Annotated in this window: 31 protein-coding genes and 3 pseudogenes; 27 read left to right on the top strand and 7 right to left on the bottom strand. The window is 44.5% G+C overall.

What is annotated here, in order from left to right; genetic code table 11:
- Positions 1 to 54: 54 nt before the first annotated feature.
- Both coaA and NST56_RS13210 read left to right on the top strand, forming a co-directional pair.
- Positions 55 to 1,014, top strand: coding sequence for a type I pantothenate kinase (gene coaA, locus NST56_RS13215; protein ID WP_339177047.1), 960 nt, complete (start codon positions 55 to 57; stop codon positions 1,012 to 1,014).
- Positions 1,015 to 1,019: 5 nt separating this feature from the next.
- Positions 1,020 to 1,406 (top strand): VOC family protein, encoded by a 387-nt coding sequence (locus NST56_RS13210; RefSeq protein WP_151175208.1) that lies wholly within the window; start codon positions 1,020 to 1,022, stop codon positions 1,404 to 1,406.
- On the opposite strand, the gene NST56_RS13205 is transcribed toward NST56_RS13210, so the two are convergent.
- The 3 genes and pseudogenes from NST56_RS13205 to NST56_RS13195 form a co-directional block, all read right to left on the bottom strand.
- Positions 1,403 to 1,564, bottom strand: coding sequence for a hypothetical protein (locus NST56_RS13205; RefSeq protein WP_326202928.1), 162 nt, complete (start codon positions 1,562 to 1,564; stop codon positions 1,403 to 1,405). The genes NST56_RS13210 and NST56_RS13205 overlap by 4 nt on opposite strands.
- A 53-nt stretch (positions 1,565 to 1,617) precedes the next feature.
- Complete coding sequence (locus NST56_RS13200; RefSeq protein WP_326330220.1) at positions 1,618 to 2,847, bottom strand: MFS transporter; 1,230 nt, start codon at positions 2,845 to 2,847, stop codon at positions 1,618 to 1,620.
- A gap of 515 nt (positions 2,848 to 3,362) precedes the next feature.
- Positions 3,363 to 3,569 (bottom strand): annotated as a pseudogene (locus NST56_RS13195) (YqzH family protein).
- A 167-nt stretch (positions 3,570 to 3,736) separates the two neighbouring features.
- Here NST56_RS13195 and NST56_RS13190 point away from each other — a divergent pair.
- The 7 genes and pseudogenes from NST56_RS13190 (at position 3,737) to NST56_RS13160 (ending at position 7,917) form a co-directional block, all read left to right on the top strand.
- Positions 3,737 to 4,975 (top strand): DNA polymerase IV, encoded by a 1,239-nt coding sequence (locus NST56_RS13190; RefSeq protein WP_339177043.1) that lies wholly within the window; start codon positions 3,737 to 3,739, stop codon positions 4,973 to 4,975.
- The gene (locus tag NST56_RS13185) at positions 4,972 to 5,310 is read left to right on the top strand and encodes a YolD-like family protein (RefSeq protein ID WP_029441355.1); all 339 of its coding nucleotides are present in this window, start codon (positions 4,972 to 4,974) and stop codon (positions 5,308 to 5,310) included. Before NST56_RS13190 ends, NST56_RS13185 begins: the two co-directional genes overlap by 4 nt.
- A 187-nt stretch (positions 5,311 to 5,497) precedes the next feature.
- Complete coding sequence (locus tag NST56_RS13180) at positions 5,498 to 5,968, top strand: GNAT family N-acetyltransferase (protein ID WP_010334826.1); 471 nt, start codon at positions 5,498 to 5,500, stop codon at positions 5,966 to 5,968.
- A 12-nt stretch (positions 5,969 to 5,980) separates the two neighbouring features.
- A pseudogene (locus NST56_RS13175) lies at positions 5,981 to 6,335 on the top strand (antibiotic biosynthesis monooxygenase).
- Positions 6,313 to 7,344, top strand: coding sequence for a bifunctional GNAT family N-acetyltransferase/GrpB family protein (locus NST56_RS13170; protein WP_339177040.1), 1,032 nt, complete (start codon positions 6,313 to 6,315; stop codon positions 7,342 to 7,344). The pseudogene NST56_RS13175 and the gene NST56_RS13170 overlap by 23 nt, the downstream one beginning before the upstream one ends.
- Positions 7,341 to 7,664 carry an iron-sulfur cluster biosynthesis family protein gene (locus NST56_RS13165; protein WP_229146980.1) on the top strand — a complete coding sequence of 108 codons (324 nt, stop codon included), beginning with the start codon at positions 7,341 to 7,343 and terminating at the stop codon, positions 7,662 to 7,664. Before NST56_RS13170 ends, NST56_RS13165 begins: the two co-directional genes overlap by 4 nt.
- A 13-nt stretch (positions 7,665 to 7,677) precedes the next feature.
- Positions 7,678 to 7,917 (top strand): YqkC family protein, encoded by a 240-nt coding sequence (locus tag NST56_RS13160; protein WP_010334822.1) that lies wholly within the window; start codon positions 7,678 to 7,680, stop codon positions 7,915 to 7,917.
- A 34-nt stretch (positions 7,918 to 7,951) separates the two neighbouring features.
- Here NST56_RS13160 and NST56_RS13155 read toward each other — a convergent pair whose 3' ends face one another.
- A complete protein-coding gene (locus NST56_RS13155; protein WP_339177038.1) occupies positions 7,952 to 8,857 on the bottom strand; it encodes an alpha/beta hydrolase in 906 nt (301 codons plus the stop codon).
- A 172-nt stretch (positions 8,858 to 9,029) separates the two neighbouring features.
- Between NST56_RS13155 and NST56_RS13150 the strand changes: the two genes are divergently transcribed.
- Positions 9,030 to 9,254: a YqkE family protein gene (locus NST56_RS13150; protein ID WP_339177036.1), complete on the top strand. Its 225-nt coding sequence runs from the start codon at positions 9,030 to 9,032 to the stop codon at positions 9,252 to 9,254.
- Positions 9,255 to 9,283: 29 nt separating this feature from the next.
- Here NST56_RS13150 and NST56_RS13145 read toward each other — a convergent pair whose 3' ends face one another.
- Both NST56_RS13145 and mciZ read right to left on the bottom strand, forming a co-directional pair.
- Positions 9,284 to 10,204, bottom strand: a complete 921-nt coding sequence (locus NST56_RS13145; protein ID WP_339177034.1) for an aldo/keto reductase — start codon at positions 10,202 to 10,204, stop codon at positions 9,284 to 9,286.
- A 62-nt stretch (positions 10,205 to 10,266) separates the two neighbouring features.
- Positions 10,267 to 10,389, bottom strand: coding sequence for a Z-ring formation inhibitor MciZ (mciZ, locus tag NST56_RS13140; RefSeq protein ID WP_010334819.1), 123 nt, complete (start codon positions 10,387 to 10,389; stop codon positions 10,267 to 10,269).
- Between the two features lie 73 nt (positions 10,390 to 10,462).
- Between mciZ and nudF the strand changes: the two genes are divergently transcribed.
- Positions 10,463 to 11,014: an ADP-ribose pyrophosphatase gene (gene nudF / locus NST56_RS13135; RefSeq protein ID WP_010334818.1), complete on the top strand. Its 552-nt coding sequence runs from the start codon at positions 10,463 to 10,465 to the stop codon at positions 11,012 to 11,014.
- A 2-nt stretch (positions 11,015 to 11,016) separates the two neighbouring features.
- Positions 11,017 to 12,178, top strand: a pseudogene (locus NST56_RS13130) (TIGR00375 family protein).
- A gap of 7 nt (positions 12,179 to 12,185) precedes the next feature.
- On the opposite strand, the gene NST56_RS13125 reads toward NST56_RS13130, so the two are convergent.
- The gene (locus NST56_RS13125; protein WP_010334816.1) at positions 12,186 to 12,530 is read right to left on the bottom strand and encodes a helix-turn-helix transcriptional regulator; all 345 of its coding nucleotides are present in this window, start codon (positions 12,528 to 12,530) and stop codon (positions 12,186 to 12,188) included.
- A gap of 182 nt (positions 12,531 to 12,712) precedes the next feature.
- Here NST56_RS13125 and ansA point away from each other — a divergent pair, with 182 nt between their 5' ends.
- The 15 genes from ansA (at position 12,713) to sigF (ending at position 26,115) form a co-directional block, all read left to right on the top strand.
- On the top strand, positions 12,713 to 13,702 hold the full coding sequence (gene ansA / locus NST56_RS13120) for an asparaginase (RefSeq protein WP_010334815.1): 990 nt from the start codon (positions 12,713 to 12,715) through the stop codon (positions 13,700 to 13,702).
- A 46-nt stretch (positions 13,703 to 13,748) separates the two neighbouring features.
- Complete coding sequence (aspA, locus tag NST56_RS13115) at positions 13,749 to 15,176, top strand: aspartate ammonia-lyase (protein ID WP_010334814.1); 1,428 nt, start codon at positions 13,749 to 13,751, stop codon at positions 15,174 to 15,176.
- 141 nt (positions 15,177 to 15,317) lie between these two features.
- A complete protein-coding gene (mleN, locus tag NST56_RS13110; RefSeq protein WP_268445959.1) occupies positions 15,318 to 16,724 on the top strand; it encodes a malate-H+/Na+-lactate antiporter MleN in 1,407 nt (468 codons plus the stop codon).
- Positions 16,725 to 16,739: 15 nt separating this feature from the next.
- Positions 16,740 to 18,062: an NAD-dependent malic enzyme gene (locus tag NST56_RS13105; RefSeq protein ID WP_229146989.1), complete on the top strand. Its 1,323-nt coding sequence runs from the start codon at positions 16,740 to 16,742 to the stop codon at positions 18,060 to 18,062.
- Positions 18,063 to 18,174: 112 nt separating this feature from the next.
- On the top strand, positions 18,175 to 18,396 hold the full coding sequence (locus NST56_RS13100; protein ID WP_168748162.1) for a hypothetical protein: 222 nt from the start codon (positions 18,175 to 18,177) through the stop codon (positions 18,394 to 18,396).
- A 97-nt stretch (positions 18,397 to 18,493) separates the two neighbouring features.
- Positions 18,494 to 19,138, top strand: a complete 645-nt coding sequence (spoIIM, locus tag NST56_RS13095) for a stage II sporulation protein M (RefSeq protein ID WP_010334810.1) — start codon at positions 18,494 to 18,496, stop codon at positions 19,136 to 19,138.
- A 112-nt stretch (positions 19,139 to 19,250) separates the two neighbouring features.
- Positions 19,251 to 19,700, top strand: a complete 450-nt coding sequence (fur, locus tag NST56_RS13090) for a ferric iron uptake transcriptional regulator (protein ID WP_010334809.1) — start codon at positions 19,251 to 19,253, stop codon at positions 19,698 to 19,700.
- Positions 19,701 to 19,824: 124 nt separating this feature from the next.
- Positions 19,825 to 20,052: a YqzK family protein gene (locus tag NST56_RS13085; protein ID WP_268449498.1), complete on the top strand. Its 228-nt coding sequence runs from the start codon at positions 19,825 to 19,827 to the stop codon at positions 20,050 to 20,052.
- Between the two features lie 7 nt (positions 20,053 to 20,059).
- Positions 20,060 to 20,950 (top strand): site-specific tyrosine recombinase XerD, encoded by an 891-nt coding sequence (gene xerD / locus NST56_RS13080; RefSeq protein ID WP_010334807.1) that lies wholly within the window; start codon positions 20,060 to 20,062, stop codon positions 20,948 to 20,950.
- Positions 20,951 to 21,110: 160 nt separating this feature from the next.
- Entirely contained in the window at positions 21,111 to 22,295 is a 1,185-nt protein-coding gene (gene deoB, locus NST56_RS13075; RefSeq protein WP_339177027.1) for a phosphopentomutase, read from the top strand.
- Between the two features lie 12 nt (positions 22,296 to 22,307).
- A complete protein-coding gene (locus NST56_RS13070; RefSeq protein WP_029441353.1) occupies positions 22,308 to 23,123 on the top strand; it encodes a purine nucleoside phosphorylase I, inosine and guanosine-specific in 816 nt (271 codons plus the stop codon).
- Positions 23,124 to 23,280: 157 nt separating this feature from the next.
- Positions 23,281 to 24,450: a D-alanyl-D-alanine carboxypeptidase family protein gene (locus NST56_RS13065; protein ID WP_339177024.1), complete on the top strand. Its 1,170-nt coding sequence runs from the start codon at positions 23,281 to 23,283 to the stop codon at positions 24,448 to 24,450.
- A gap of 95 nt (positions 24,451 to 24,545) precedes the next feature.
- Complete coding sequence (gene spoIIAA / locus NST56_RS13060) at positions 24,546 to 24,899, top strand: anti-sigma F factor antagonist (protein WP_010334804.1); 354 nt, start codon at positions 24,546 to 24,548, stop codon at positions 24,897 to 24,899.
- A complete protein-coding gene (gene spoIIAB, locus NST56_RS13055) occupies positions 24,896 to 25,336 on the top strand; it encodes an anti-sigma F factor (RefSeq protein ID WP_010334803.1) in 441 nt (146 codons plus the stop codon). Before spoIIAA ends, spoIIAB begins: the two co-directional genes overlap by 4 nt.
- Before the next feature lie 11 nt (positions 25,337 to 25,347).
- Positions 25,348 to 26,115 carry an RNA polymerase sporulation sigma factor SigF gene (gene sigF / locus NST56_RS13050; RefSeq protein WP_010334802.1) on the top strand — a complete coding sequence of 256 codons (768 nt, stop codon included), beginning with the start codon at positions 25,348 to 25,350 and terminating at the stop codon, positions 26,113 to 26,115.
- Positions 26,116 to 26,222: the final 107 nt, after the last annotated feature.

The following is a 26,222-nucleotide window of genomic DNA, read 5'->3' as shown; positions in this document are numbered from 1 at the left end:
CGTTACAATCTTTGTAAGCGTTTGTTTAAAGCTACAGAGAGTCAGGTGTAAACAGTGAAAAATAAAGAGCTTAATTTACATACTTTATATACACAGCACAGCCGGCAGTCTTGGTCAGGATTTGGAGGCCATTTGTCGATTGCTGTTTCTGAAGAAGAGGCAAAAGCTGTTGAAGGGCTGAATGATCATTTATCCGTAGAAGAAGTGGAGACGGTCTATATTCCGCTTGTTCGTCTGCTTCATTTGCATGTCAAGTCCGCTGCCGAGCGAAATAAGCATGTGAATGTTTTCTTGAAGCACCCTCATTCAGCCAAAATTCCGTTTATCATTGGTATTGCCGGCAGTGTCGCTGTCGGGAAAAGCACGACAGCGCGGATTTTGCAGAAGCTGCTTTCACGTTTGCCGGATCGGCCCAAGGTCAGCCTGATCACGACAGACGGCTTTTTATTTCCTACAGCTGAGCTGAAGAAGAAAAACTTGCTGTCAAGAAAAGGATTTCCTGAAAGCTATGATGTGAAAGCGCTCCTCGAATTTTTGAATGACGTAAAGTCAGGAAAAGAAAGAGTAAAGGCCCCGGTCTATTCTCATTTAACCTATGACCGTGAGGAAGGTGTGTTTGAGGTTGTAGAACAGGCTGATATCGTGATCATCGAAGGAATTAATGTACTTCAATCGCCGACCTTGGAGGATGACCGGGAAAATCCCCGCATCTTTGTTTCCGATTTCTTTGATTTTTCAATTTACGTAGATGCGGACGAAAGCCGGATTCTTACCTGGTATTTAGAGCGTTTCCGCCTTCTCCGGGAAACGGCCTTTCAAAATCCGGACTCGTATTTTCATAAATTTAAAGACCTGTCCGACCAGGAGGCTGACGAGATGGCAACCTCGATTTGGGAGAGTGTCAACCGCCCTAATTTATATGAAAATATTTTGCCGACTAAATTCAGGTCAGATTTAATATTGCGAAAGGGAGACCGGCATAAGGTAGAAGAAGTGTTAGTGAGAAGGGTGTGATCATGATGCACCATATTGAGCTGTATGTCTCCGACTTGGAAGCGTCTAAGCGGTTTTGGGGATGGTTTTTAGCAGAGCTTGGCTATAAAGAGTTTCAAAAATGGAGTTCCGGCATCAGCTGGAAGAAAGATCACTTTTACCTTGTGATTGTTCAGGTAAAAGAAGAATATCTAGAGCCGGAATATCACAGGTGCCGTGTCGGGCTGAACCATCTCGCGTTTCATGCTGAATCCAGGCTTCAAGTCGACCTGATGACTGAAAAATTGATGGCAAAAGGCTATCGTGTGCTGTACCGAGACCGGCATCCTTTTGCCGGGGGAGACGGGCATTATGCAGTCTATTGTGAGGACCCTGACCGGATCAAGGTAGAGCTCGTTGCCCCAAGCGGTTAATCGTTTTGGTCTTCGGACATGCTGTTAAGCTTTTTTTCAATTCGGTCCAGCTGTGCTTTGCGGTTTTTCGCATATTTAGAGCCGATGATAGCCGCCGAGATAACAGCGGCAATCATGAAAAACACGATCAGCTGAAAGATGATATCACCTATATTCATATTTCATCACCTCGTTTTTGCGGGAGAGAGCGATTCTCTCCCGTCTTCTTGTGTTAAAGCGGCTTCCCCAGTCCGGGTTGCTGCTCAGTGATTCCCGCTTTCATCCTCCGATAGGCAAACGCTAAAAACGGCAGGCCAAGCAGGGTGATGCCGCTAAGGACAGAAAAAATGGAACTTGGATGTCCGGCGCCAAATGTATCGATACATAAGCCGCCTGCCCAAGGGCCAATCACATTCCCAAACTGCGAAAAGCCGATCGCTCCGAAATACGTTCCTTTTAATCCGGGTTTTGCAATCTGGTCTACAAACAAATCCATCATACAGAATAAGAGCACTTCTCCAACTGTAAATGCAACCACAATGATAACAAGTGAAGAAACGCCGTGTGACATGGTAAGGATCATCATGCTGGCGCTGATCATGATATTGCCGAGCATCAGGGAGCAAAGCGGCGAAAACCGTTTACCAAGGTAGACGATGGGAAACTGTGTTGCCAAAACAACAATTGCGTTTAATGTCAGCATCCAGCCGTACAATTTTGTCCCATCTTCGATAAAAGGATTTTGCGCCATATATTGCGGGAATGTAGAGCTGAACTGCGAAAAGCCGAAGATGGATAGTGTAATGCCGATAAGAGCAACTGTAAAAAGACGATCCTTTTGCGTTACCATAAACGCTTCCCGAACGTTCATATTTCTGGATTGTTCTAATGTCGCGGGTGGATGCTTTTTAAATTGGATGGCAAGGATCACACCGTACATCCCATAAATCACTGCGGGCACCAAAAAAGGAGCGGTAGATTGTGATGAACCAAAGTACAGACCCAGCACAGGGCCGAAGACAACGCCGATATTAATGGCTGCATACCGCAGATTAAAAACCAGCAATCTTGTTTTTTCTTCTGTCATATCTGACAGCAAAGCTTTTGATGCAGGTTCAAACAGTGATTTACAAAGTCCGTTTAACGCATTTACCACAAAAAATACCCAGAGGTGTGAAGCAGCCGCAAACCCTGCAAACACCAGCATCCAGCCGAAAATGGATACAAGCATCATGTTCTTTCTGCCGAATTTGTCCGAGATATATCCGCCATAAAAGCTTGCAATGATGCCGACTGATGAGCTCGCCGCAATGACAAGCCCCGCATAGGATGCTGATGCGCCTTGGACAGCTGTTAAATAAATCGCTAAAAACGGAATGCTCATCGATGTTGCCATTCTGCCGAAAATGGTTCCGATAATAATTGTCCAGCTGATTGGGTGGATATCTTTCCATGTCTTCATGTTTATTGTTCTCTCCTGTTAGTAAGATCTTTTTCTATCATACATGAAAAAATTTCCTTATCCAACGGAGGATTAAATATTTTTACTTACCGATTTATATGGGTTTGTTATGTGCGCGCAGGATGACCTTTGTTTTTGATGGTTCAAGTTTCACGTTGACGATGGCGTTTAGCCGTTGAAGTGGAGGTTGAAGTACTCGATTTTTTTGTCTGGTGCTTATATCTGACCATGAAAGTGTAATTCTCATTGAGCAGAAATGCCTGTCCAGTTTAAAGGCATGAGGAATGCGGGAGATCAATCGGATTTCGTTTAAAGACGTTGAATCATCAGACTGTAGCTCATATCGGCAGGATTCCTGAAATGCTGAGTGAGACCGGGCATCAGATTAAAGTTTATGCTGATGGGCTTGAGCGTCCGTATATGAGAAGGGCGCTTCCCCTTGATATCAGCCGCGTCCCTTCTGGCCATACTAAAACAAATATACGAAAATTCTCCAACAATGAAGGTGCATGACACTAAGAAAACAGCCCTTGGTTTGTGACGTAGTCATAAATGATATCCTCTATATGCGCATGCAGGTCCTCGTCTGGATCTTCATTTTGTCTTTCCTCTAAGGCAGCTTTCAGGTTTTGTTTTTCTTACGGGCTTAACGGATCAATGGCAACATTTCGGCCGTATTGGCGCAATGCCTGTCCCAACATTTTTTCGACAAATTTCTCCATTTTGATTCTCCTATCTTTATGGTTCGCTTTCATTCTACTAAATGTTTTCCTTCTCTCAAACCCTTGCATCATATTTTCTGTCAGACAAGAATCATTTACCAGTATAAACCGAACGTATTTTCGCATATAATAGCAGAAGCGAACATAAGTTCTTTTTAGAGGTGTGTATGATGAAAGAAAAAGTGATTTTTCTCGTTGACATGCAATCGTTTTATGCATCTGTAGAGAAAGCGGAAAATCCACATTTGAAAAATCAGCCGGTGATTGTTTCGGGTAATCCGGAAAGGAGGGGCGGAGTTGTATTGGCTGCATGCCCGCTGGCGAAACAAAAAGGGGTAGCCAATGCCTCACGTCTGTGGGAAGCGCAGGAAAAATGCCCTGAAGCGATTGTGCTTCGGCCTCGGATGCAGCGGTATATTGATGTATCACTGCAAATCACCGCCATTTTAGAGGAATATACAGATCTTGTGGAGCCCTATTCCATTGACGAGCAATTCATGGATATCACAGGCAGCCAGAAGCTGTTTGGGGCGCCCGAGGAAATTGCCAAAAGCATTCAAGACAGAATTATGCGGGAGGTCGGCATTTATGCCCGGGTCGGAATCGGCCCTAATAAAGCGCTCGCCAAGATCGCGTGTGACAATTTTGCCAAAAAGAATAAGAACGGTATTTTTACGTTAACGAAAGAAAATATGAAAACCGAGATGTGGCCGCTTCCGGTAGGGAGTATGTTTGGCGTTGGCAGCCGGATGAAACATCATTTAAATCGAATGGGCATTAGCACAATCGGCGGGCTTGCGGTTTTTCCACTCGAGCTTTTAAAAAAGAAATGGGGCATTAACGGACACGTGCTATGGATGACGGCGAACGGAATCGACTATTCTCCTGTGTCAACGGCATCGCTGGACGGACAAAAAGCAATTGGCCACGGAATGACACTCCCGAGAGACTATGAACACTTTGACAAAGAAATAAAAGTCGTTCTGCTGGAGCTAAGTGAAGAGGTGTGCAGGCGAAGCCGGAACGCCGGGATGATGGGGCAGACGGTTTCGGTGAGCTGCAGGGGGGCTGACTTTGATTTGCCGACCGGCTTCAACCGGCAAGTGAAGCTGGAAGAACCGACCAATTCTACGCAGGATGTGTACCAGGCCGTATGCAGACTGTTTCTCAAGTTTTGGGACGGGAAGCCTGTCCGCCGCCTCGGGGTCAACCTCTCTCAGCTTTCATCTGATGAAGTATGGCAGCTCAATTTATTTCAGGATTATGCAAAGAAGATGAGCCTCGGCTATGTGATGGACGGGATTAAAAGCCGGTTCGGCGACACGGCGATCATCAGGGCGGCCTCACTGACAGCTGCAGGCCAGGCGTTTGAACGCGCGGCTAAAATAGGAGGGCATTATAAATGAATGAGCATTTACAAAGAGGCAATCTGCTGTGGGAAGGAAGCCGGATGTTTCTGCCTGAACATAAACAAAGCCTGCTTGAGAGAAAACGCCATAAACAGAAGCTGCAAAAGCCGATCCTTGATTCGGATAAGCTGGAGGAGATGAACCAAACGCTTTGCACTGCGATGGAATTTGCTCAGGATATCACTGTCAGCTGCTTTCAGGATGGCGAAATTGTCACCTGCAGCGGGAAAATCTGCCGCTATGAAGAGTTTGAAAAGACAGTGTGGATCAAAGGAGACGCCGGCAAGCTCTGTAAGCTAAGACTTGATCAGGTGCTTGATATTTTTCTATAAATGTTCTCCCTCCCGGCGGCTGGAGGGGGAGAACTAGGTATGAAAAATATCAAACATGTTCCCTCAGCAGTCTGAAAACGTATGATACAGAAAAGAAGGCATTTACAATTCCAGTCAGGCAAAATATAATTTTTATATTGTGAGAAAAAAGAGACATTCGTTTTGCCAGACGGAGGGAGAAATCGTAATGGATATTCGAACAATCACGTCTTCAGATTATGAAATGGTAACGTCTGTGATGAATGAATGGTGGGGCGGCAGGCAGCTGAAAGAAAAACTCCCGCGATTATTTTTTGAACATTTTCAGGACACCAGCTTTATTACACATGAACAAAACAGCATGACTGGATTTTTAATCGGATTTCAATCGCAATCAGATCCTGTAACGGCATACATCCATTTTTCCGGTGTGCATCCGGATTTCAGAAAAATGCAAATTGGAAAACAATTATACGATGTGTTTATTGAAACGGTTAAGCAGAGGGGATGCACCCGGGTAAAGTGCGTCACATCCCCGGTAAATAAGGTGTCAATCGCGTATCATACAAGACTTGGGTTTGAGATTGAAAAAGGCAGCAAAACAGTAAATGGCATCTCAGTATTTGCAAATTACGATGGACCGGGCCAAGACAGGGTTCTTTTTGTGAAAAACATATGAGGAGGAACCGCTATGGATTTTTTGTCAAAAACACCTGAGCCTCCTTATTATGCTGTTATCTTTTCTTCTGTCAAAAGTGAAAATGACGAAGCATATGGAGAAACAGCAGAGCGGATGGTTTCGCTTGCGGCGAGCCAGCCCGGATTTTTAGGTGTGGAAAGCGTTCGCGAAGCGGATGGAACCGGCATCACAGTTTCCTATTGGGAGAGTATGGACGCAATCAATCATTGGAGGCATCACACCGAACACCAAGCAGCGAAAGAAAAAGGAAAAAGCGTGTGGTATGAATCGTATGCGGTCCGCGTCGCCAAAGTCGAAAAGCAGCGGTTTTCAGGAGAAAACAAATGATTGCATTTCTTCAGCATAAGGAAGAGGTTGTATCACGTGAGATTATTGACGTTCAAATGCCAGCTTATGTAAAAGAAGCGGAGCTTATCGGTTTTGACGGAATCCCTGCTTTACACGAAAAAGCTGAGGATATCAGAGCCTCTCAGGAGCGATTTGCAGGATACCGGGAAGACGGGAAACTGCTCGGCGTCATTTCATACGAGAAGTTTATGCATGAGCTGACCATTTGCAGGCTTGTTGTGCATCCCGACGGTTTCAGAAAAGGCATCGGACGAGCACTCGTGCAATTTGTTATTGATCAGAACGAAGACGCTGAGAAAATCGAGGTAGTAACAGCCGAGAAAAACAGCCCGGCCGTGGCGCTGTATACGCAGGCAGGATTTGAAAAGACGAAAACCGTCAAAGCGTCAGAGGGGCTTTTTCTGTCAGTCTTTCATCTCTATCCGAAAAGAAAGGTTGAAGTCGCTTACTACAATGAAGAATGGGCAAGACTGTTCAGTGAGGAAAAAGATCGTCTGAAGCTTGTGCTCGGCCCGGAGATCATTGACGTGTATCATGTCGGAAGCACATCGATACCAAATATGGCGGCAAAGCCGGTCATTGATATCCTGATTGCAGTAAAGGATATCGCGGCCATAAACCAATATGATTCGAAAATGACGGAGCTCGGCTATGCGCCAAAAGGAGAAAACGGCATTATTGGCAGACGCTATTTCCAAAAGGGCGGAAATAAGCGTACCCATCATGTCCATATCTATGAGGGAGGACATCCTGCTATTGAAAGGCATTTGGTGTTCAGAGATTATCTCACAGCTCATCCGGAAACAGCGAAGGAATACGCCGCGCTCAAAAAACAGCTGGCGGCCCAGTATCCGGACAATATCAAGCGGTATATACAGGGAAAAACCGATTGGATCAAGGCTGCAGAAGAAAAAGCGAAGCGGTGGAAAAAAGGCAGAAACAATGCGAACGGACGCGTGGTGTGCTACAATAGCGAAAATGAAAAAAACGGGGGTTTCACCTTATGAACATTCATGTGACAGATGCAGCAGCACAGGCACTGCAGCAAGCGCTTGACGCCAATCCGGGAAAAAAGGCGCAGCTCCGTTATGACGCTGAAGGATGCGGCTGCGCAGTAAGCGGTGTACCGACCATCTGGATGACAGAGGAATTAACGGGACAGTGTGAGCAGCTGGAAACGAACGGCATCCCGCTATATATCCAGTCGTCGCAAAAAGTGTTTTTTGACGATCAAATGACAATCGATTACAATGAGAAAGCCAAAACGCTGGCGCTGAAAAGTCCGGCTCAAATGCTCAGTCCAAGAATGAGCATATTAGTAAAGTAGGGAGACACGAAACGTGGAACAAAAGCTGAAGTCAATTAAGAATACAGCACAGAATAAAACGTGGGTATCCTTTCTGAACAAAAACCATCCCTACACCCTGCTGCACTGGTCAATCGGAGGAGCGGAATCCGTCAAGAAGGATGTTTGGCTTTTGCAGGATGAAATGACATTTGAAGCGCAGGAGTTTACTACGATAGACCTTGCGATTGAATGGATCAGTGAACATATGGATGGCATCACCGACGTTTTATGATGGAAAAGCGAAAGGCTAGGGGGCCTTTCGCTTTTTACGTTATTTTGTCTAAAAAGGCTTGCACGGTTTTTCTATACGTGTCCCGATTTTTTGTATATGACATGGCGTGTTCTCCAGCTTCAGCAATATAGAGTTCCTTTGGACCGGGCTTTTTTTTATAAAGCCGCTCGGTTGCAGAAACAGGAATATAATCATCGTGCCTGCTGTGAATAAAGAGAACCGGCTTTTCGATGGTATTGATGACGGCAAGCGGGGATACATCGCGTGCGCGGTAGCCGTCCCTGAACCGCAAAAAGGAGTCGGCAATGGGGAGGATCGGCCAGGAAGGCAGCCGGTATTCCACTTTTAGACGATACGCAAGCTGTTCCTCAAAGCTTGCAAACGGGCAATCGGCAATATAAAAATCAGCGCCATCGTCAGGATGTGCCCCTGCATACAGCAGGGCAGTCACTGCTCCCATTGATTCACCGTGGATTCCAACCAATCCGAGTTTACCGATTTTGTCTTTGACCCATTTGACGACCTCGTTTAAATCATCCTTTTCATAAAAACCATAGCTTGTAGTCTTTCCGCCGCTTTGTCCGTGCCGGCGATGATCGTAAATCACCACATTCCAGCCGAGATCAAGAAATAAATCCATATATTTGAGAGAGTTCAATATATTCACGGTCACGCCGTGGCAGATGATCATTGTTTTTGAGGTATCGTGTGGTGCAACATAGTAGCCTTTTATGTCATATCCGTATGCCGATGGAATCACAAAAGCCGTTTTCTCCATGCGTTCAAACGATTCAAATACATCATGCCCGTCATCTGTTTCTCTTTTCATAATCTCTTCGTCGGTTTTTTTCTTTATGAACATAATGATATTTGTAAAACAAATACCGATAGCAGCTACAGCTGCCAATACAGCGCCGACAGCTAAAAGGAATCTTTTCAAAAGACACAGCACCTTTCAACTCTATTATGAATAACCTTCTAAAACCATTATACCTAAACACTGCTGAGCCGTCAGAAAAATATGACAGCGTTTTTATGAAGAGAGTCTTCTTGTTCAGCCTGTATCTCCATGATAAACTGGCTTCAAAACAAAAACACGGGGGAAGCGGTGCATGAAAAAACAAAAATCTGCTGACAAACACCAGTTAAAGGACGATCTTCAATCCGAGATAAAAGAAAAGCTGATGCAGATGAAAAGCCAATTGAAGGATGAGGATGAGAAGAGACAGGAAAGAAAGAAAGCGGAACAGATCAGAAAGAAAAAGGAGATCGAAAAAAACAAAAGCTTTGAACAGCTCCTCGATGAAAGCCAGCTCGATTGGCATCAATACAAATAAACCAGCACCCGGTCAGGTGCTGGTTTTCTTTATTGACGGTGTGCTTCGTAAATGTCTTGTTTCGTATAGAATTGGAGCGCTTTGATTTCCTGCTCGCTTAAGCGCCGCGCGTTTGCAGCCTGAACGTTTTCCTTCAGTTGCTCTAACTTGCTGGCACCGGTGATTACTGAGGCCACTGCCGGCTGCGCTAAAAGATACTGCAGCGACATTTCCGTCATGGTGAGGTCTGGAGCAACGCCGGCCATTGACTTACGGGCCTCTGCCAATTCTTCATAGGAATATGATAAGTACCCGTTTTGTTTCATGGTCTCCGAAGCTTGTTCAAGCGGTTTCTCAGTCAGCAGCCCTTTAGCGACCGGCCCCCTTGCCACGACACTGATCTGATGTTCCTCTAAAAGCGGGAGCCATTCCTCCGGCCGTCTGTCAAACAGGCTGAATTGCATCATAATGCTGACGATATTTGATTTTTTCACATATTCTTTAATGACGTTCGGGCGAATAGAAGAAATTCCATAATAACGAATGACACCTTCTTGTTTTAATTCTTCAAATGCCTCAATCGTTTCGTCAATGTTGTCTTCTATTGTGCCACCGTGAAGCTGATACAGATCGATATAATCCGTTTTCAGACGTGCTAAGCTCTTTTTCACTGCCTCTTTTATGTAAGCTTTTGAAGGGTCCCAATACCAGCCGTCATTTTTGTCACTCCACCGGTTTCCGGCTTTTGTGGCCAAAATGATGTCCTGGCGTCTGTTTTGAATTGCTTTGCCGACGATTTCTTCATTGCGGCCGCGATCATACAAATCAGCTGTGTCCAAATAGTTGATGCCAAGCTCAATGGCTTCATCAAGGATCGACAGCACCTTATTTGTTTCGGTTCCAAGGGACATACAGCCAAGTCCAACTTCGCTTATTTCTAAATCAGATGAACCTAGTTTGCGCTTTCTCATGTGCACACTCCTTTTTTAGGCTTTGTAATGACCGTAATATAAAGGAGCGGAGTTTTCAACTTTTACGGCTCGGAAATCCAATCTTTCACATACCGGAATGTGCGACCGTATTCCTTGAGCTTCGCCCGCACCTCCCACGCTTTCCCCACTAAAACGACGCCCTTTTGCATACGGTATACTTTCATAAAGGAGCCCCCTTTTCTCTAGTATGATAAAATGTATGGGGCATGATATAGAGACAGAACGGGAGATGAAGAAATGAAACACTTAGAAGAGAAAACAATTGCTAAAGAACAGATTTTTTCGGGTAAAGTTATTGATCTTTATGTAGAGGACGTCGAGCTCCCTAACGGAAAAACGAGTAAACGCGAAATTGTAAAACACCCTGGTGCGGTAGCGGTGCTGGCTGTCACAGACGAAGGGAAAATCATAATGGTGAAACAATTCCGGAAGCCCCTGGAACGGACGATCGTTGAAATACCGGCCGGAAAGCTGGAAAAAGGAGAAGAGCCGGAGTATACGGCGCTTCGGGAGCTGGAAGAAGAAACAGGATACACAGCGAAAAAGCTGACTAAAATGACAGCATTCTATACATCGCCCGGTTTTGCCGATGAAATTGTCCACGTTTTTCTTGCGGAAGAGCTGGCTGTGCTTGAAGAAAAACGGGAACTAGATGAGGACGAGTTTGTTGAAGTGATGGAGGTGACGCTTGAAGACGCACTAAAGCTGGTTGAGTCGCGCGAGGTTTACGACGCGAAGACAGCCTATGCGATTCAATATCTTCAGCTGAAAGAAGCGCTGCAAGCATAAAAATGAAAAAGATTTACGCGGATTTACACATCCATATCGGTCGGACCTATACAGGAAGGGCTGTCAAAATAACAGGTGCAAAAACGCTGACGCTGGACCGGATTTTGGTTGAGGCCAGTGAATATAAAGGGATCGAACTTCTCGGAATTATTGACTGCCATTCCCCGGAAGTCATAATAGAGCTTGAGGAAGGCATTGCTTCAGGCAGGTATCACGAGCTTGAGGGCGGCGGAGTCCGTTATCGCAGCACAACTCTTTTATTGGGAAGCGAGCTGGAGATTTACGATGAAGCATGCAGCGGGCCAATTCATGTGCTTGCTTTTATGCCGACACTTGCTGATATGACAATTTTCAGCCTGGCTTTCAGAACGGATGAAAAATATTCACTTAAGTTCACAGCGGATATACGAAACAGGCTTGAATCTTCAAAAAAAAGTAAAAGAAATGGGCGGATTGTTTATCCCCGCCCATATTTTCACGCCCCACAAAAGCTTGTACGGAAAAGGCGTTAAGTCAACTTTAACTGAGGTTTTTGATTCTTCTATGATAGATGCTGTCGAGCTTGGTTTAAGCTGTGACACACCTATGGCTTCACGGGTATCTGAATTGAATAAATATTCATTTTTAACAAATTCTGATGCGCATTCCTTAGGGAAGATCGGCAGAGAATATAATGAACTATATGTGGCCTCAGCTGATTTTTCTGAGTTCGCTCTCGCATTAAAGGGACAGGATAACAGGAAAATTACCGCAAATTACGGATTAGATCCGCTGTTGGGAAAGTATTATCAAACGGCTTGTGAAGTATGCGGAGAGCGTACTGAGAGCGGGGCAACGGCGTGCGCGGAATGCGGAAGTGCCAGATTGACAAAGGGTGTCAGCGAAAGGCTGTGCGAACTGAGTGATCAGTCTGGAAAGGGCATAGCGCGTCCTAGGTATGTCCACCAGATTCCGCTGCAATTTGTGCCGGGTGTCGGACCGAAAACCCTGGACAAACTTAAAACGGCCTTTGGTACAGAAATGGCTGTTCTTCATGAGACTTCAGAGGAGGATCTGGCTCGGGTTGTTCCGCCGAAAACCGCCGCTCTTATTGTGAAAGCGAGGTCAGGAAAGCTTGAACTGAAAGCCGGAGGAGGAGGAACCTACGGGAAAGTTAAGTCGTGAGTGAAAATTAACTCAGTTCCTCCTGAACTTTTCTCTTTGTCCGGATAAAGGTGATCAGCTGTATTATTTCGTCTTCAGACAGCGGCTTGCCGTCAACAGCAATGTCAAGGCTGCTCCACGTGGTCAATTCAATGGTCTGAGGAGCAGTCTCCTTTTGCTTTGTGCGGCCTAAGAGATCATCGCAGGTTGTATCAAAAAGGTCTGCCAGCATTGCCAGGGCCTCAAGCGAAGGGCGGCGGTAGCCTGACTCGTATCCCGCGTATGTGCTTTTTGCGATACCCAGGAGGTCAGCCGTATATTGAAGCGACCAATTTTTCTTTTTTCTCAATTCAGTTAAACGATCTAAATTCATGGACTTCCGCTCCTTTTTCAACTTGAGCTGATTATATCATATAGGTATTCGGAAGTGTACGCGAATTGAATAATAATGTCTTGCGTATTTTATTTTCCGTGTCTATAATTGCATTAAAAGTATGCGAAAAGCGAATGCCTTCTCGCAAACCCATCTTTAGATATAGTGAAGAGGTGTATGGTATGAAAAAATTATTGATGTTGACAACTGGGGGAACGATCGCTTCAGTTGAAGGGGAAAACGGACTTGCCCCGGGGGTGAAGGCTGACGAGTTGTTAAGTTACGTATCAAAACTTGATAACGATTACACGATGGAAACCCAATCGCTTATGAATATAGACAGCACCAATATGCAGCCTGAATACTGGGTGGAGATAGCGGAAGCTGTTAAGGAAAATTATGATGCCTATGACGGGTTTGTTATTACTCATGGTACAGATACAATGGCCTATACATCTGCCGCATTATCTTATATGCTGCAGCATGCTAAAAAGCCGATTGTAATTACAGGCTCGCAAATTCCAATTACCTTTCAAAAAACAGACGCCAAAAAAAATATTACAGATGCCATTCGCTTTGCCTGTGAAGGCGTAGGTGGGGTTTACGTTGTGTTTGACGGCAGAGTCATCCAGGGAACACGTGCGATCAAGTTAAGAACGAAAAGCTATGACGCGTTTGAAAGCATCAATTATCCATATATCGCTTTTATTACAGAAGACGGGATTGAATACAACAAACAAGTAACGGAACCTGAGAACGACGCCTTCACAGTTGACACTTCACTATGCACCGATGTTTGTCTGCTCAAGCTGCATCCGGGCTTAAAGCCGGAAATGCTGGACGCTCTGAAAAGCATGTACAAAGGAATTGTCATCGAAAGTTATGGCAGTGGAGGCGTTCCGTTTGAAGGCAGAGACATTCTGTCCAAAGTGAATGAACTGATTGACAGCGGCATTGTTGTCGTCATTACGACTCAATGCTTGGAAGAAGGCGAAGATATGAGCATTTACGAAGTCGGCCGCAGAGTCAATCAGGACTTAATTATCCGCTCTAGAAACATGAATACAGAAGCAATCGTTCCGAAATTAATGTGGGCACTGGGCCAATCCTCAGATTTGCCGATCGTGAAAAGAATTATGGAAACACCGATTGCCGATGACGTTGTCCTGTAAATTTCGCTAAAACCATAACCATTATAGAGAAAGTAGGTTAAAGATTATGTTAAACGGCCAAAAAGAATACCGGGTTGAAAAAGATTTCCTTGGAGAAAAACAAATTGAAGCAGATGTCTATTACGGCATCCAAACGTTGCGTGCTTCAGAAAACTTTCCGATTACGGGATATAAAATCCATGAAGAAATGATTAACGCGCTGGCGATTGTAAAAAAAGCTGCCGCACTTGCAAACATGGATGTAAAACGGCTGTATGAAGGAATTGGCCAAGCTATCGTACAAGCCGCTGACGAGATTCTGGAAGGCAAGTGGCACGACCAGTTTATCGTCGATCCAATACAAGGCGGCGCTGGTACATCCATGAACATGAATGCGAACGAGGTCATCGGAAATCGCGCGCTTGAAATTATGGGTCATAAAAAGGGAGAATACATCCACTTAAGCCCAAACACACACGTTAATATGTCACAATCAACAAACGATGTATTTCCGACAGCCATTCATATTTCCACACTGAATCTGCTGGAAAAACTGCTGAAGACGATGGAAGACATGCATGGTGTGTTTAAACAAAAAGCCCAGGAATTTGATTCTGTTATTAAGATGGGACGGACTCACCTTCAAGATGCTGTTCCGATTCGCCTCGGCCAGGAATTTGAAGCATACAGCCGTGTTCTTGAGCGTGATATTAAACGTATTAAACAATCCCGGCAGCACCTGTATGAAGTCAACATGGGCGCTACTGCAGTCGGCACAGGACTGAACGCCGATCCTGAATATATCAAACAAGTTGTTAAACATCTTGCTGATATTAGCGGACTGCCTCTTGTCGGCGCTGACCATCTTGTCGATGCAACACAAAATACAGACGCTTACACAGAGGTTTCTGCATCATTAAAAGTCTGCATGATGAACATGTCGAAGATCGCAAACGACCTTCGTTTAATGGCATCGGGACCGCGCGCCGGACTTGCGGAAATTTCTCTGCCTGCCCGCCAGCCGGGATCATCCATCATGCCGGGTAAAGTCAATCCGGTTATGGCGGAGCTCATTAACCAAATTGCGTTTCAGGTGATTGGAAACGATAATACCATCTGCCTAGCTTCAGAAGCAGGTCAGCTTGAATTAAACGTTATGGAGCCAGTGCTTGTCTTTAATCTGCTGCAATCGATCAGCATCATGAACAATGGGTTCCGTTCCTTCACTGACTATTGCTTGAAAGGCATTGAAGCTAATGAAAAACGCTTGAAGCAATACGTAGAAAAAAGCGCTGGAGTTATTACCGCTGTGAATCCGCATCTTGGTTATGAAGCGGCTGCCCGAATCGCCAGGGAAGCGATTATGACAGGCCAATCCGTCCGTGATCTTTGCCTTCAGCATGATGTGCTGACAGAAGAAGAATTGGATATCATTTTAAATCCATACGAGATGACAAAGCCAGGAATTGCTGGAAAAGAGCTATTAGAAAAATAAAATTTAAACAAAATGCAGCTTATTCATCTGTGAATAGCCGGGTGAATAAGCTGTTTACAAGCATAGGGATGAGGAAGTATAGTATACGTGTTGCACTATTTATTGAAAGCGTTTTAGCTTTTTTATTAAGGGGGACTTCTTTTGAAGGATGTAAGATTGCCAACACTATTTGAAATTATTATCGTACTAGGAGCATTTTTAGCACTTGTTCTGTCGTTTACAGTCTTTTTAGACTTGCCAATACAGCTAGCGCTTTTTGTTTCTTGGTTTATTGCAATGATTCTCGGAATCAGACTCGGTTATTCATATAAAGATCTGCAAAACGCGATTGTTCATGGAATATCTAATGGTCTCGAAGCCGTTCTGATTCTCGTTTCAGTCGGAGCACTCATCGGAACATGGATCGCCGGAGGCGTCGTGCCGACCTTAATTTATTATGGATTAGAATTTATTCATCCTAGTATCTTTTTACTCGCAACATTAATTATTTGTTCTATTATGTCTGTGGCGACAGGAACGTCATGGGGAACAGTAGGAACAGCCGGCATCGCCATGATCGCAATTGGTGAAGGCCTCGGAATTCCGCTTCCTCTTGTAGCTGGAGCCATTCTTTCCGGAGCTTACTTTGGGGACAAGCTGTCTCCTCTGTCTGACAGTACAGTCCTGGCTTCTTCATTATCAAAAGTGGATGTATTGGCTCACGTCAGAGCGATGCTTTATTTATCAATACCAGCATATGTGATTACAGCTATTCTCTTTACAGCTGTTGGATTTATGTACGGCGGGAAAAATATTGACCTCGACAAAGTTGAATTTTTGAAATCTTCATTGCAGAATACATTTGACATTCATATTTGGATGCTGATTCCGGCTGTTGTTGTAATCGTCTTGTTAGCGATGAAAAAGCCGTCTATGCCGGTTATCGTAATTGGTGCATTGCTCGGGGCTGCTTGGGCTGCTATTTTCCAAGGCATGAATATCGCCGATGCGATTGCAACTGCGTACAACGGCTTCTCTATTAAAACAGATGTTGAGTTTTTAAACGGCCTCTTAAACCGCGGAGGCATCGTCGGTATGCTTGACTCTCTCGTCGTGATTATCTTTGGTCTCGGCTTTGGCGGATTGCTTGAAAAACTTGGTGTATTAAAAGTGATTGTCTCTACTTTTGAAAAGAAATTAACATCAGCAGGCAATGTGACATTATCTACGCTGATTGTAGCATTTTTGGCGAACATCTTCGGGTGTGCCATGTATGTATCTCTTATTTTGACACCGAAGATTATGGAAGACAGCTATGACCGTTTGCATCTGGACAGAAGAGTTCTATCCCGTAATTCAGAGGTCGGAGGAACTTTGACTTCGGGAATGGTACCTTGGTCTGATAACGGCATTTACATGGCCGGGATTTTAGGAGTTTCTACCTTCTCTTATCTGCCGTTTATGTGGCTCAGTTTTGTCGCAATAGGTCTTGCTATTATCTACGGTTATACAGGAAAATGTATATGGTATACGAAAAACGATACAGCTCCAGCTGAAAAACTAGGCTAAGAGGAGGATCACTGAATGATAGCAAAACACATGATTCGGACACTGATGATAGAAACGCCTTCGGTTCCCGGAAATCTCGGAAGAGTGGCAACAGCAATCGGCCTTCTGGGCGGAGACATTGGTGATGTGGAGACGGTTAAAGTCGGACCCAATTACACGATGCGCAATATTACTGTGCAAGTGGAAAACGAAGAACAGCTTCAGGAAGTGATCATGGCTGTTCAGGCTCTTGGCGAAGGGATCAGGCTTCACACGGTATCTGATGAAGTCCTGTCTGCCCATGAAGGCGGAAAAATCCAAATGAAAAGCAAAATGCCAATCCGTTCGCTGGCAGAGCTCGGGCGCGTCTATACTCCTGGGGTAGCAGACGTCTGCAGACTGATCGAGAAAGAACCTGAAAAGGCTGATATCTACACGACAATCAGCAACTCGGTCGCAATTGTAACCGATGGAACAGCGATTCTCGGCCTTGGAAACATCGGCGCTGTGGCGGGAATGCCTGTTATGGAAGGAAAGGCAGCGTTGTTTGATCAGCTGGCAGGGATCAGCGGTATCCCGATTTTGCTGGATACAAGTGATCCTGAAGAAATCATCAATACGGTAAAACATATTTCACCAGGATTTAACGGCATCCTGCTTGAGGATATCGGGTCACCGCATTGCTTCGAAATTGAAGATCGCCTAAAAGAGGAACTCAGTATCCCTGTCATGCACGATGATCAGCATGGAACAGCTGTCGTTACGCTGGCAGCTGCCATTTCGGCATGTAAAAGCGCGGGTGTTGACTTGAAAGAAGCAAAAGTGGGGCAGATCGGCCTCGGCGCAGCGGGCGTAGCCATCTGCCGGATGTTTATGGCTTACGGCGTCAAAGCTGTATGCGGTACAGACAAATCAGAGTCGGCGATGAGTCGTCTTGAGCAATACGGCGGACAGACAGCTGCAAGTATCGAAGAGTTAATGGAAACATGTGATATTGTCATTGCCACAACAGGAGTTCCTGGGTTAATTAAACCTGAATTCGTACGATCTGGCCAGGTCATCTTGGCATTATCCAATCCGAAGCCGGAAATAGAGCCTGAGGCTGCTTTGCAGGCCGGCGCAGCGTATGCAGCTGACGGGCGTTCTGTGAATAATGTGCTTGGCTTCCCGGGTATATTCAGAGGCGCACTGAATGCCAAAAGCAAGGAGATCAATCACGATATGCTTGTGGCGGCAGCAGAGGCCATTGCAGCCTGCACAAAGCCAGGCGATGTGGTTCCGCAGCCGCTGGATTCAAAGGTCCATCACGAAGTGACAGCCGCCGTTGAACGCGCCGCTCTTACAGCGGTCAAACATTAAAATGAAACAGCACCTGGCATGACAGGTGCTGTTTTTACTTACTGGTTCAATACATTTTAATAACAGGTTGCATTTGCTATAATGAATCAAAATGAAATAGGGAGTGATCAACATGGCAAAAAGCCGAGCGAAAAGAAAACGGGAGCATCTGCTTAGAAACAGTGGACGGGACGCCTTATTATCAAGAGGCAGTTCTCCATCCTTCAGCACGCATGAAAGAATGACAAAAAGCAAACAAGACATATTGAATAAAAGAAAGCATAAACACAAAAATCCTTATGATCAAAATGCATTTGATGATAGGGATTTTTTTATGTCCGAAACAGCCGCCTAGCAATCTCTATCGTTTCTTTTTGAAAAAGAGCATGTTTTTCCGTTTCTTTCATACAATCTATTAAATCAAATCAATAGAGCGGGCGGGAGGAAACGATATGCGGAAAATTTCTTATAAGGACATGTTTCTCGGACATGTAAAGGATCATCTCTCACTTTATATATTTGTGTCTGTCCTGTTTTTTATGGGTGTGATTTTTGGCGCTATCATTGTCAACAGCATGACGATCAGCCAGAAAGAAGATTTATATTATTATTTAAGCCAATTTTTTGGACAGCTATCAGACGGAAAACAGGCTAGCTCATCCGATATGTTTTGGCAAAGTATTTTTCATAATGTAAAGTATTTAGGGCTGATGTGGATTTTAGGAATTTCTGTGATTGGCATGCCTATCATTTTCATTATGATTTTTCTAAAAGGAATTGTCGTCGGATTTACTGTTGGGTTTCTCGTCAACCAGATGGGAATCAGCGGTTTTTTCTTATCCTTTGTCTCGGTTTTGCCGCAAAATGTGCTGCTTATTCCGGCTTACCTCATTATGGGCACGTGTGCGATTGCCTTTTCTTTAAAGCTGATCAGGCAGCTGTTCGTCAAACGAAGTCTGCATGATGCGCCGATCCAGTGGTTCGGGCGATATGCCATTGTTCTCCTGATCATTTTATTTTTAGCGCTGATCTCGTCTCTCTTTGAAGCATACATGTCGCCAGTTTTGATGGAAAAGCTGACATCGCGACTTTTTTAAAAACATTATTAAAAGAAAATCATTTTATTTATCAGTTTATAATAATTATAGTTGGAACTCCGCGCTTATTTTGTTATAATGAGTCATGGAATGCGGCGTAGGAGGGAAAGACATGGAAAACCGTATTGATCGAATTAAGAAACAGTTGCACTCATCCAGCTACAAACTTACGCCTCAGCGTGAAGCGACAGTAAGAGTGCTGCTTGAAAACGAAGAAGACCATTTAAGCGCAGAAGATGTATACCTCCTCGTAAAAGAGAAATCTCCTGAGATCGGTCTCGCAACAGTATACCGTACGCTTGAATTACTAACTGAATTAAAAGTCGTTGATAAAATTAACTTTGGAGACGGCGTGTCCCGTTACGATCTTCGTAAGGAGGGTGCAGCTCACTTTCATCACCACTTGGTGTGCATGGAGTGCGGAGCCGTTGATGAAATTGAAGAAGATTTGCTTGAAGACGTAGAAGAAGTCATTGAACGTGATTGGAAATTTAAGATTAAAGATCATAGATTGACGTTTCACGGCATTTGCCACCGCTGCAACGGAAACGATACGGAATAGTCGATGCCGGGCTCGAACCTTTTCTCTTGGGGAAAGGGTTTTTTGCTGTTTCGACGTATAAATCCTTTCTGGTTTGGCATATGGTTTAAATAACAGGAACCATAGAGAAAGGATCGATTGGGACATGGGAAGATTCCTAAAAACGGCTCTTGACACATTGAAGGTTTTTATACTGTTCACAGGTTTTACCGCTCTCTTCTATTATGCTATGATATGGGTAAATCAAGAGTATGAAAACTATCATCGGTACGATAAACCGGAAGGCTCCGCCGTAAAAGTTGTTGAAATGGATGCGGAAGAAAAAGGCGGATGGTTTGACCGGTTAATCTTTTTTTACCAAAACGGGGAGTAGATCTAGAGTGAAAGATCAAATAAAGGATTTCATCCACTACGTCATGGTAGAGAGAGGGCTTTCTCAAAATACGGTCGTATCCTATGAGCGTGACTTGAAAAGCTATTCTCTTTATTTAACAGAAACCCTTCATGTCAACAATTGGAACGATGTGACCCGTATACATATTATCCAATATTTGAAGCACTTGAAGGAGTCGGGGAAATCCGGAAAGACTTCAGCGCGGCATTTGGCATCGATTCGCTCTTTTCATCAATTTTTGCTTAGGGAAAAGGTGACGGACAAAGACCCTTCCGTACATATCGAAACACAAAAAACGGAACGGGTGCTTCCAAAAGTGCTGGCGCTGAACGAGGTTGAACGGCTGTTGGACACGCCTAAGCTTACGAGCCCTTTTGGCTATCGGGATAAAGCGATGCTGGAGCTGCTTTATGCCACAGGTATCCGGGTCAGTGAAATGATCGAATTGAAAACGACGGATGTCCATTTGTCAATGGGATTTGTCCGCTGCTTCGGAAAAGGGAGGAAAGAGCGGATTGTGCCGATCGGTGAAACCGCTGCTTCTGCTATTGAAGAATATATAACGAAAGCCCGCGGGAAATTGCTAAAGAACAAAGTGTCTGACGCTCTCTTTTTAAATCATCACGGAAAGCAGATCAGCCGCCAAGGGTTTTGGAAAAATCTGAAGAAAATCGCGCTCGAAGCCGGAATCAAAAAAGAGCTCACCCCGCATACACTCAGGCATTCCTTTGCAACGCATTTGCTTGAAAACGGGGCTGATTTAAGAGCGGTGCAGGAAATGCTGGGCCATGCGGATATATCTACGACGCAAATCTATACGCATGTGACGAAAACAAGGCTGAAGGATGTGTACAAGCAGTACCATCCGCGCGCCTAGCCGCAGCGGGCTGCGGCTTTTTTCTTTAGGACCGACAGAAAATAATGAAGTTTCTCATTATTTTCAAATGCATTGTCAACGGGAATGAAAACGGTTTATACTTGAGTTGTCAGACCTCTAGGAGATACAATAGACGTATAGAAAAAAGGAGGCTTTTAGGATGCCTGCATACAAATATAATCGTGTGTTTTTAATCGTAATGGATTCAGTCGGAATTGGCGAAGCGCCAGATGCCGCCGACTTTAATGACGTAGGCGCCAATACGCTCGGGCATATTGCTGAGCACATGAACGGACTACATATGCCGAATATGGCAAAACTCGGCCTTGGTCTTATTGGTGATATCAAGGGCGTTGAAAAATCAGAACAGCCGCTCGCGTACTATGGAAAAATGCAAGAAGCGTCAAACGGCAAAGATACAATGACAGGCCATTGGGAGATCATGGGCTTATACATTGATAAACCGTTTAAAGTGTTCCCGGAAGGCTTTCCTGATGAACTGCTTCAGGAGCTGGAAAAAAAATCGGGCCGCAAAATTATCGGAAACAAGCCGGCTTCTGGCACAGCTATTTTGGATGAACTCGGTGAAGAGCATATGGAGACAGGCGCTTTAATTGTGTACACTTCAGCTGACTCTGTACTGCAAATTGCCGCTCACGAAGAAGTCGTTCCGCTTGAAGAACTGTACAGCATTTGTGAAACGGCGAGAGAACTGACGCTTGATCCGAAATATATGGTAGGCCGCATAATCGCACGGCCGTTCGTCGGCGAGCCGGGACATTTCAAACGGACGCCAAACCGCCACGACTATGCGCTTAAGCCGTTTGACCGCACTGTGATGAATGAATTGAAAGACAGCGGCTTAGATGTCATTTCAATCGGAAAAATCTCTGATATTTATGATGGTGAAGGAATTACGTCTTCCCGCAGAACGGTATCCAATATGGACGGAATGGACAAAGTGGTTGACACGCTCGGAGAAGACTTTACGGGTCTGAGCTTTGCAAACCTTGTTGATTTTGACGCCTTATACGGCCATCGCCGTGATCCGGAAGGCTACGGACGCGCACTTGAAGAATTTGATGCTCGTCTTCCGGAAGTATTCGAAAAAATGAAAGATGATGATCTGTTAATCATTACAGCCGACCACGGCAATGATCCGATTCATCATGGAACAGACCATACACGCGAGTATGTGCCGATTCTTGCATACAGCAAAAAACATAAGAAAGCGCAAATGCTGCCGCTTGCAGATACATTTGCTGATATCGGTGCAACCATCGCGGATAATTTTCAAACAAAAAAACCGAAATATGGTAAAAGCTTTTTATCTTTATTACAATAGGGGGACTGTTTCTTGAAAGACAGAATCGAACGCGCAGCCGCTTTTATTAAGCAAAACTTGCCTGAATCACCGAAGATCGGCCTTATTCTAGGCTCAGGTCTCGGTATTTTGGCTGATGAAATCGAAAATCCTGTTAAGTTAAAATATGAGGATATCCCGGAATTCCCGGTATCAACGGTTGAGGGACACGCCGGACAGCTTGTGCTTGGCACACTTGAGGGAGTTAGTGTCATCGCCATGCAGGGCCGCTTTCATTTCTATGAAGGCTATTCAATGGAAAAAGTCACTTTTCCTGTTCGCGTCATGAAAGCGCTTGGTGTCGAGGCTTTGATCGTGACAAATGCGGCAGGGGGCGTAAACACTGAGTTCCGTGCGGGAGACTTAATGATCATTACAGACCACATCAACTTTATGGGGACAAACCCATTAATCGGGCCAAACGAAGCAGATTTCGGCGCCAGATTTCCTGATATGTCGTCAGCCTATGATAAAGATCTTTCCAGCCTGGCTGAAAAAATGGCGAAAGACCTTAACATTCCAATTCAAAAAGGTGTGTATACTGCTGTGACAGGTCCTTCCTACGAAACACCGGCAGAAGTGCGCTTTTTAAGAACGATGGGCTCTGATGCAGTCGGCATGTCTACCGTACCGGAAGTAATTGTGGCAAACCATGCGGGTCTCCGTGTACTCGGCATTTCCTGCATTTCAAACGCAGCAGCCGGAATTTTGGATCAGCCTTTATCTCACGATGAGGTCATGGAAGTGACAGAAAAGGTGAAAGCCGGATTTTTGCAGCTTGTGAAAGCGGTAGTTGCTAAGTACGAATAAAAATGAAATCCAGAAAAGATAAGAAGACAGCTATTTCTAATTGAAACAGCTGTTTTTTTTTATGTCGAAAAAGTCCCGAAACATTTTCCAACAGTGGTGTATAAAACCATTCAGCTTGGAAAAAATAAAAAGGATTATGAAATGGAGGGCTTTTGAGATGAAACGTCTTTTATCCACTTTGTTGATTGGTATGATGCTGCTTACATTTGCACCGTCCGCATTTGCAAAACAAGACGGAAAACATACATCGGAGCTTGCTCATGAAGCCAAGTCTGCGGTGCTGATAGAACGTGATACTGGCAAAGTGCTTTACAACAAGAACAGCCGCGAGAGACTGGCGCCTGCAAGTATGACAAAAATTATGACGATGCTTTTAATCATGGAAGCCTTAGACGAAGGAAAAATCAAAATGAGTGATAAGGTCCGTACGAGCGAACATGCGGCTTCAATGGGCGGATCACAGATTTTTCTTGAACCCGGGGAAGAAATGACCGTTAAAGAAATGCTTAAGGGAATTGCGATCGCATCTGGAAATGACGCATCTGTAGCGATGGCAGAATTTATTTCAGGCTCCGAGGATGAATTTGTGAAAAAAATGAACAAAAAAGCGAAAGAGCTGGAATTAAAAGATACATCCTTTAAAAACCCGACCGGCTTGACCGAGGAAGGACATTACAGCTCGGCTTATGACATGGCAATTATGGCTAAGGAATTATTGAAATATGAATCAATCACCAAGTTTACAGGTACGTATGAGGATTATTTACGTGAAAACACAGATAAAAAGTTTTGGTTAGTGAATACTAATCGGCTTATCAAATTTTATCCTGGTGTAGACGGCGTAAAAACCGGCTATACAGGAGAAGCGAAATACTGCCTGACTGCTTCGGCTAAAAAAGGGAACATGCGGGCGATTGCCGTTGTATTCGGGGCAAGCACGCCTAAGGAAAGAAATGCGCAAGTTACAAAGATGCTTGATTACGCTTTTAGCCAATATGAGACACATCCTTTATATAAGCGAAATGAAACGGTAGCAAAAGCAAAGGTCAAAAAAGGGAAACAAAAAGTGATAGAACTCACCACTTCTGAGCCGATTTCCGTATTGACGAAAAAAGGCGAGGATATGAAACATGTGAAAAAAGAAATTAAAATGAACAACAATGTAAACGCTCCTGTTCAAAAAGGCCAAGAGCTTGGCACGCTGGTGCTGAAAAAGGACGGAAAAGTGCTTGCAGAAAGTCCTGTCGTTGCTAAAGATGATATGGAAAAAGCCGGATACTTAACGTTTTTAAAAAGGGCGATGGGAGATTGGACAAAATTTAAGTAATTATGCCGAATGATCACTAGTTTTGTCACGGTGAAGGAATTCATTCCCCCGAAATCGAAACACTCATTATCCGATCATATCAAGGAGGAATGAGCATGAGCCTTGGAATTGACATGCATGTCAAAGAATCAGTGCTTTGTATTCGATTAACAGGCGAACTCGATCACCATACGGCTGAAACGCTGAAACAAAAAGTAACGGAATCATTGGAAAAGGATGATATTCGTCATATTGTGCTGAATCTGGAGGACCTTTCCTTTATGGACAGTTCGGGGCTTGGCGTTATTTTAGGCAGATACAAACAAATTAAGCAAATTGGCGGGGAAATGGTCGTTTGCGCCATCTCTCCGGCAGTGAAACGGCTGTTTGATATGTCTGGCCTGTTTAAAATTATTCGCTTTGAACAATCTGAGCAGCAGGCACTGCTCACACTGGGGGTGGCATCATGAAAAATGAAATGCACCTTGAATTTTCCGCCCTCAGCCAAAATGAATCGTTTGCGCGTGTGACAGTTGCTTCATTTATTGCACAGCTTGACCCGACCATGGATGAACTCACCGAGATCAAAACTGTGGTGTCAGAAGCGGTGACGAACGCCATCATCCATGGCTATGAAGAAAATGGCGATGGAAAAGTATATATCTCGGTGACGCTGGAAGATCATGTCGTATATATGACCATCCGTGATGAAGGGCTCGGCATTACAGATCTGGAAGAAGCCCGCCAGCCTTTATTCACGACAAAGCCTGAGCTGGAGCGTTCTGGAATGGGCTTTACCATTATGGAAAACTTCATGGATGATGTCAGTATCGATTCATCACCCGAAATGGGGACAACGATTCGCTTAACAAAGCACTTATCAAAAAGCAAAGCGCTTTGTAATTAAGGAGATTTGTTATGGATGTGGAGGTTAAGAAAAACGGTAAGAACGCTCAGCTGAAGGACCATGAAGTAAAAGAATTAATCAAACAGAGCCAAGATGGCGACCAGCAGGCAAGAGACCTCCTCATAGAAAAAAACATGCGTCTTGTTTGGTCTGTCGTACAGCGGTTTTTAAACAGAGGATATGAGCCTGATGACCTCTTTCAGATTGGCTGCATCGGGCTGTTAAAATCTGTTGATAAATTTGATTTAACCTATGATGTGCGGTTCTCGACATATGCAGTGCCGATGATTATCGGCGAAATCCAGCGTTTTATCCGTGATGACGGAACTGTCAAGGTGTCAAGATCATTAAAAGAGCTTGGCAACAAAATCCGCCGAGCGAAAGATGAACTTTCAAAAACACTGGGCAGGGTGCCGACCGTACAGGAAATCGCCGAACATTTGGAAATTGAAGCTGAAGATGTCGTGCTTGCCCAAGAGGCAGTAAGAGCTCCGTCTTCAATTCATGAGACAGTTTATGAAAATGACGGAGATCCAATTACCCTTCTTGACCAAATCGCTGATCACTCAGAAGAGAAATGGTTTGATAAAATTGCGCTGAAAGAGGCCATAAGCGATTTAGAAGAAAGAGAAAAATTAATCGTCTATCTTCGGTATTATAAAGATCAGACGCAGTCAGAAGTTGCTGAGCGGCTGGGGATATCCCAGGTGCAGGTATCCAGGCTTGAAAAGAAAATATTAAAGCAGATCAAGGTTCAAATGGATCATACGGAAAGCTAGTCTGTCACTGCAGGCTGGCTTTTTGTTTTGCGAAAGTGTGGTAATTTATGGTCTTTTCAAGCGGATGAATGAGAACAAAATCGAACCACATACTACATATATAACCA

Origin of the sequence: Bacillus sp. FSL R5-0560, from assembly GCF_037966305.1 — a bacterium.
GTDB lineage: Bacteria > Bacillota > Bacilli > Bacillales > Bacillaceae > Bacillus > Bacillus mojavensis.
This window is presented reverse-complemented; position numbering and strand designations above follow the sequence as displayed.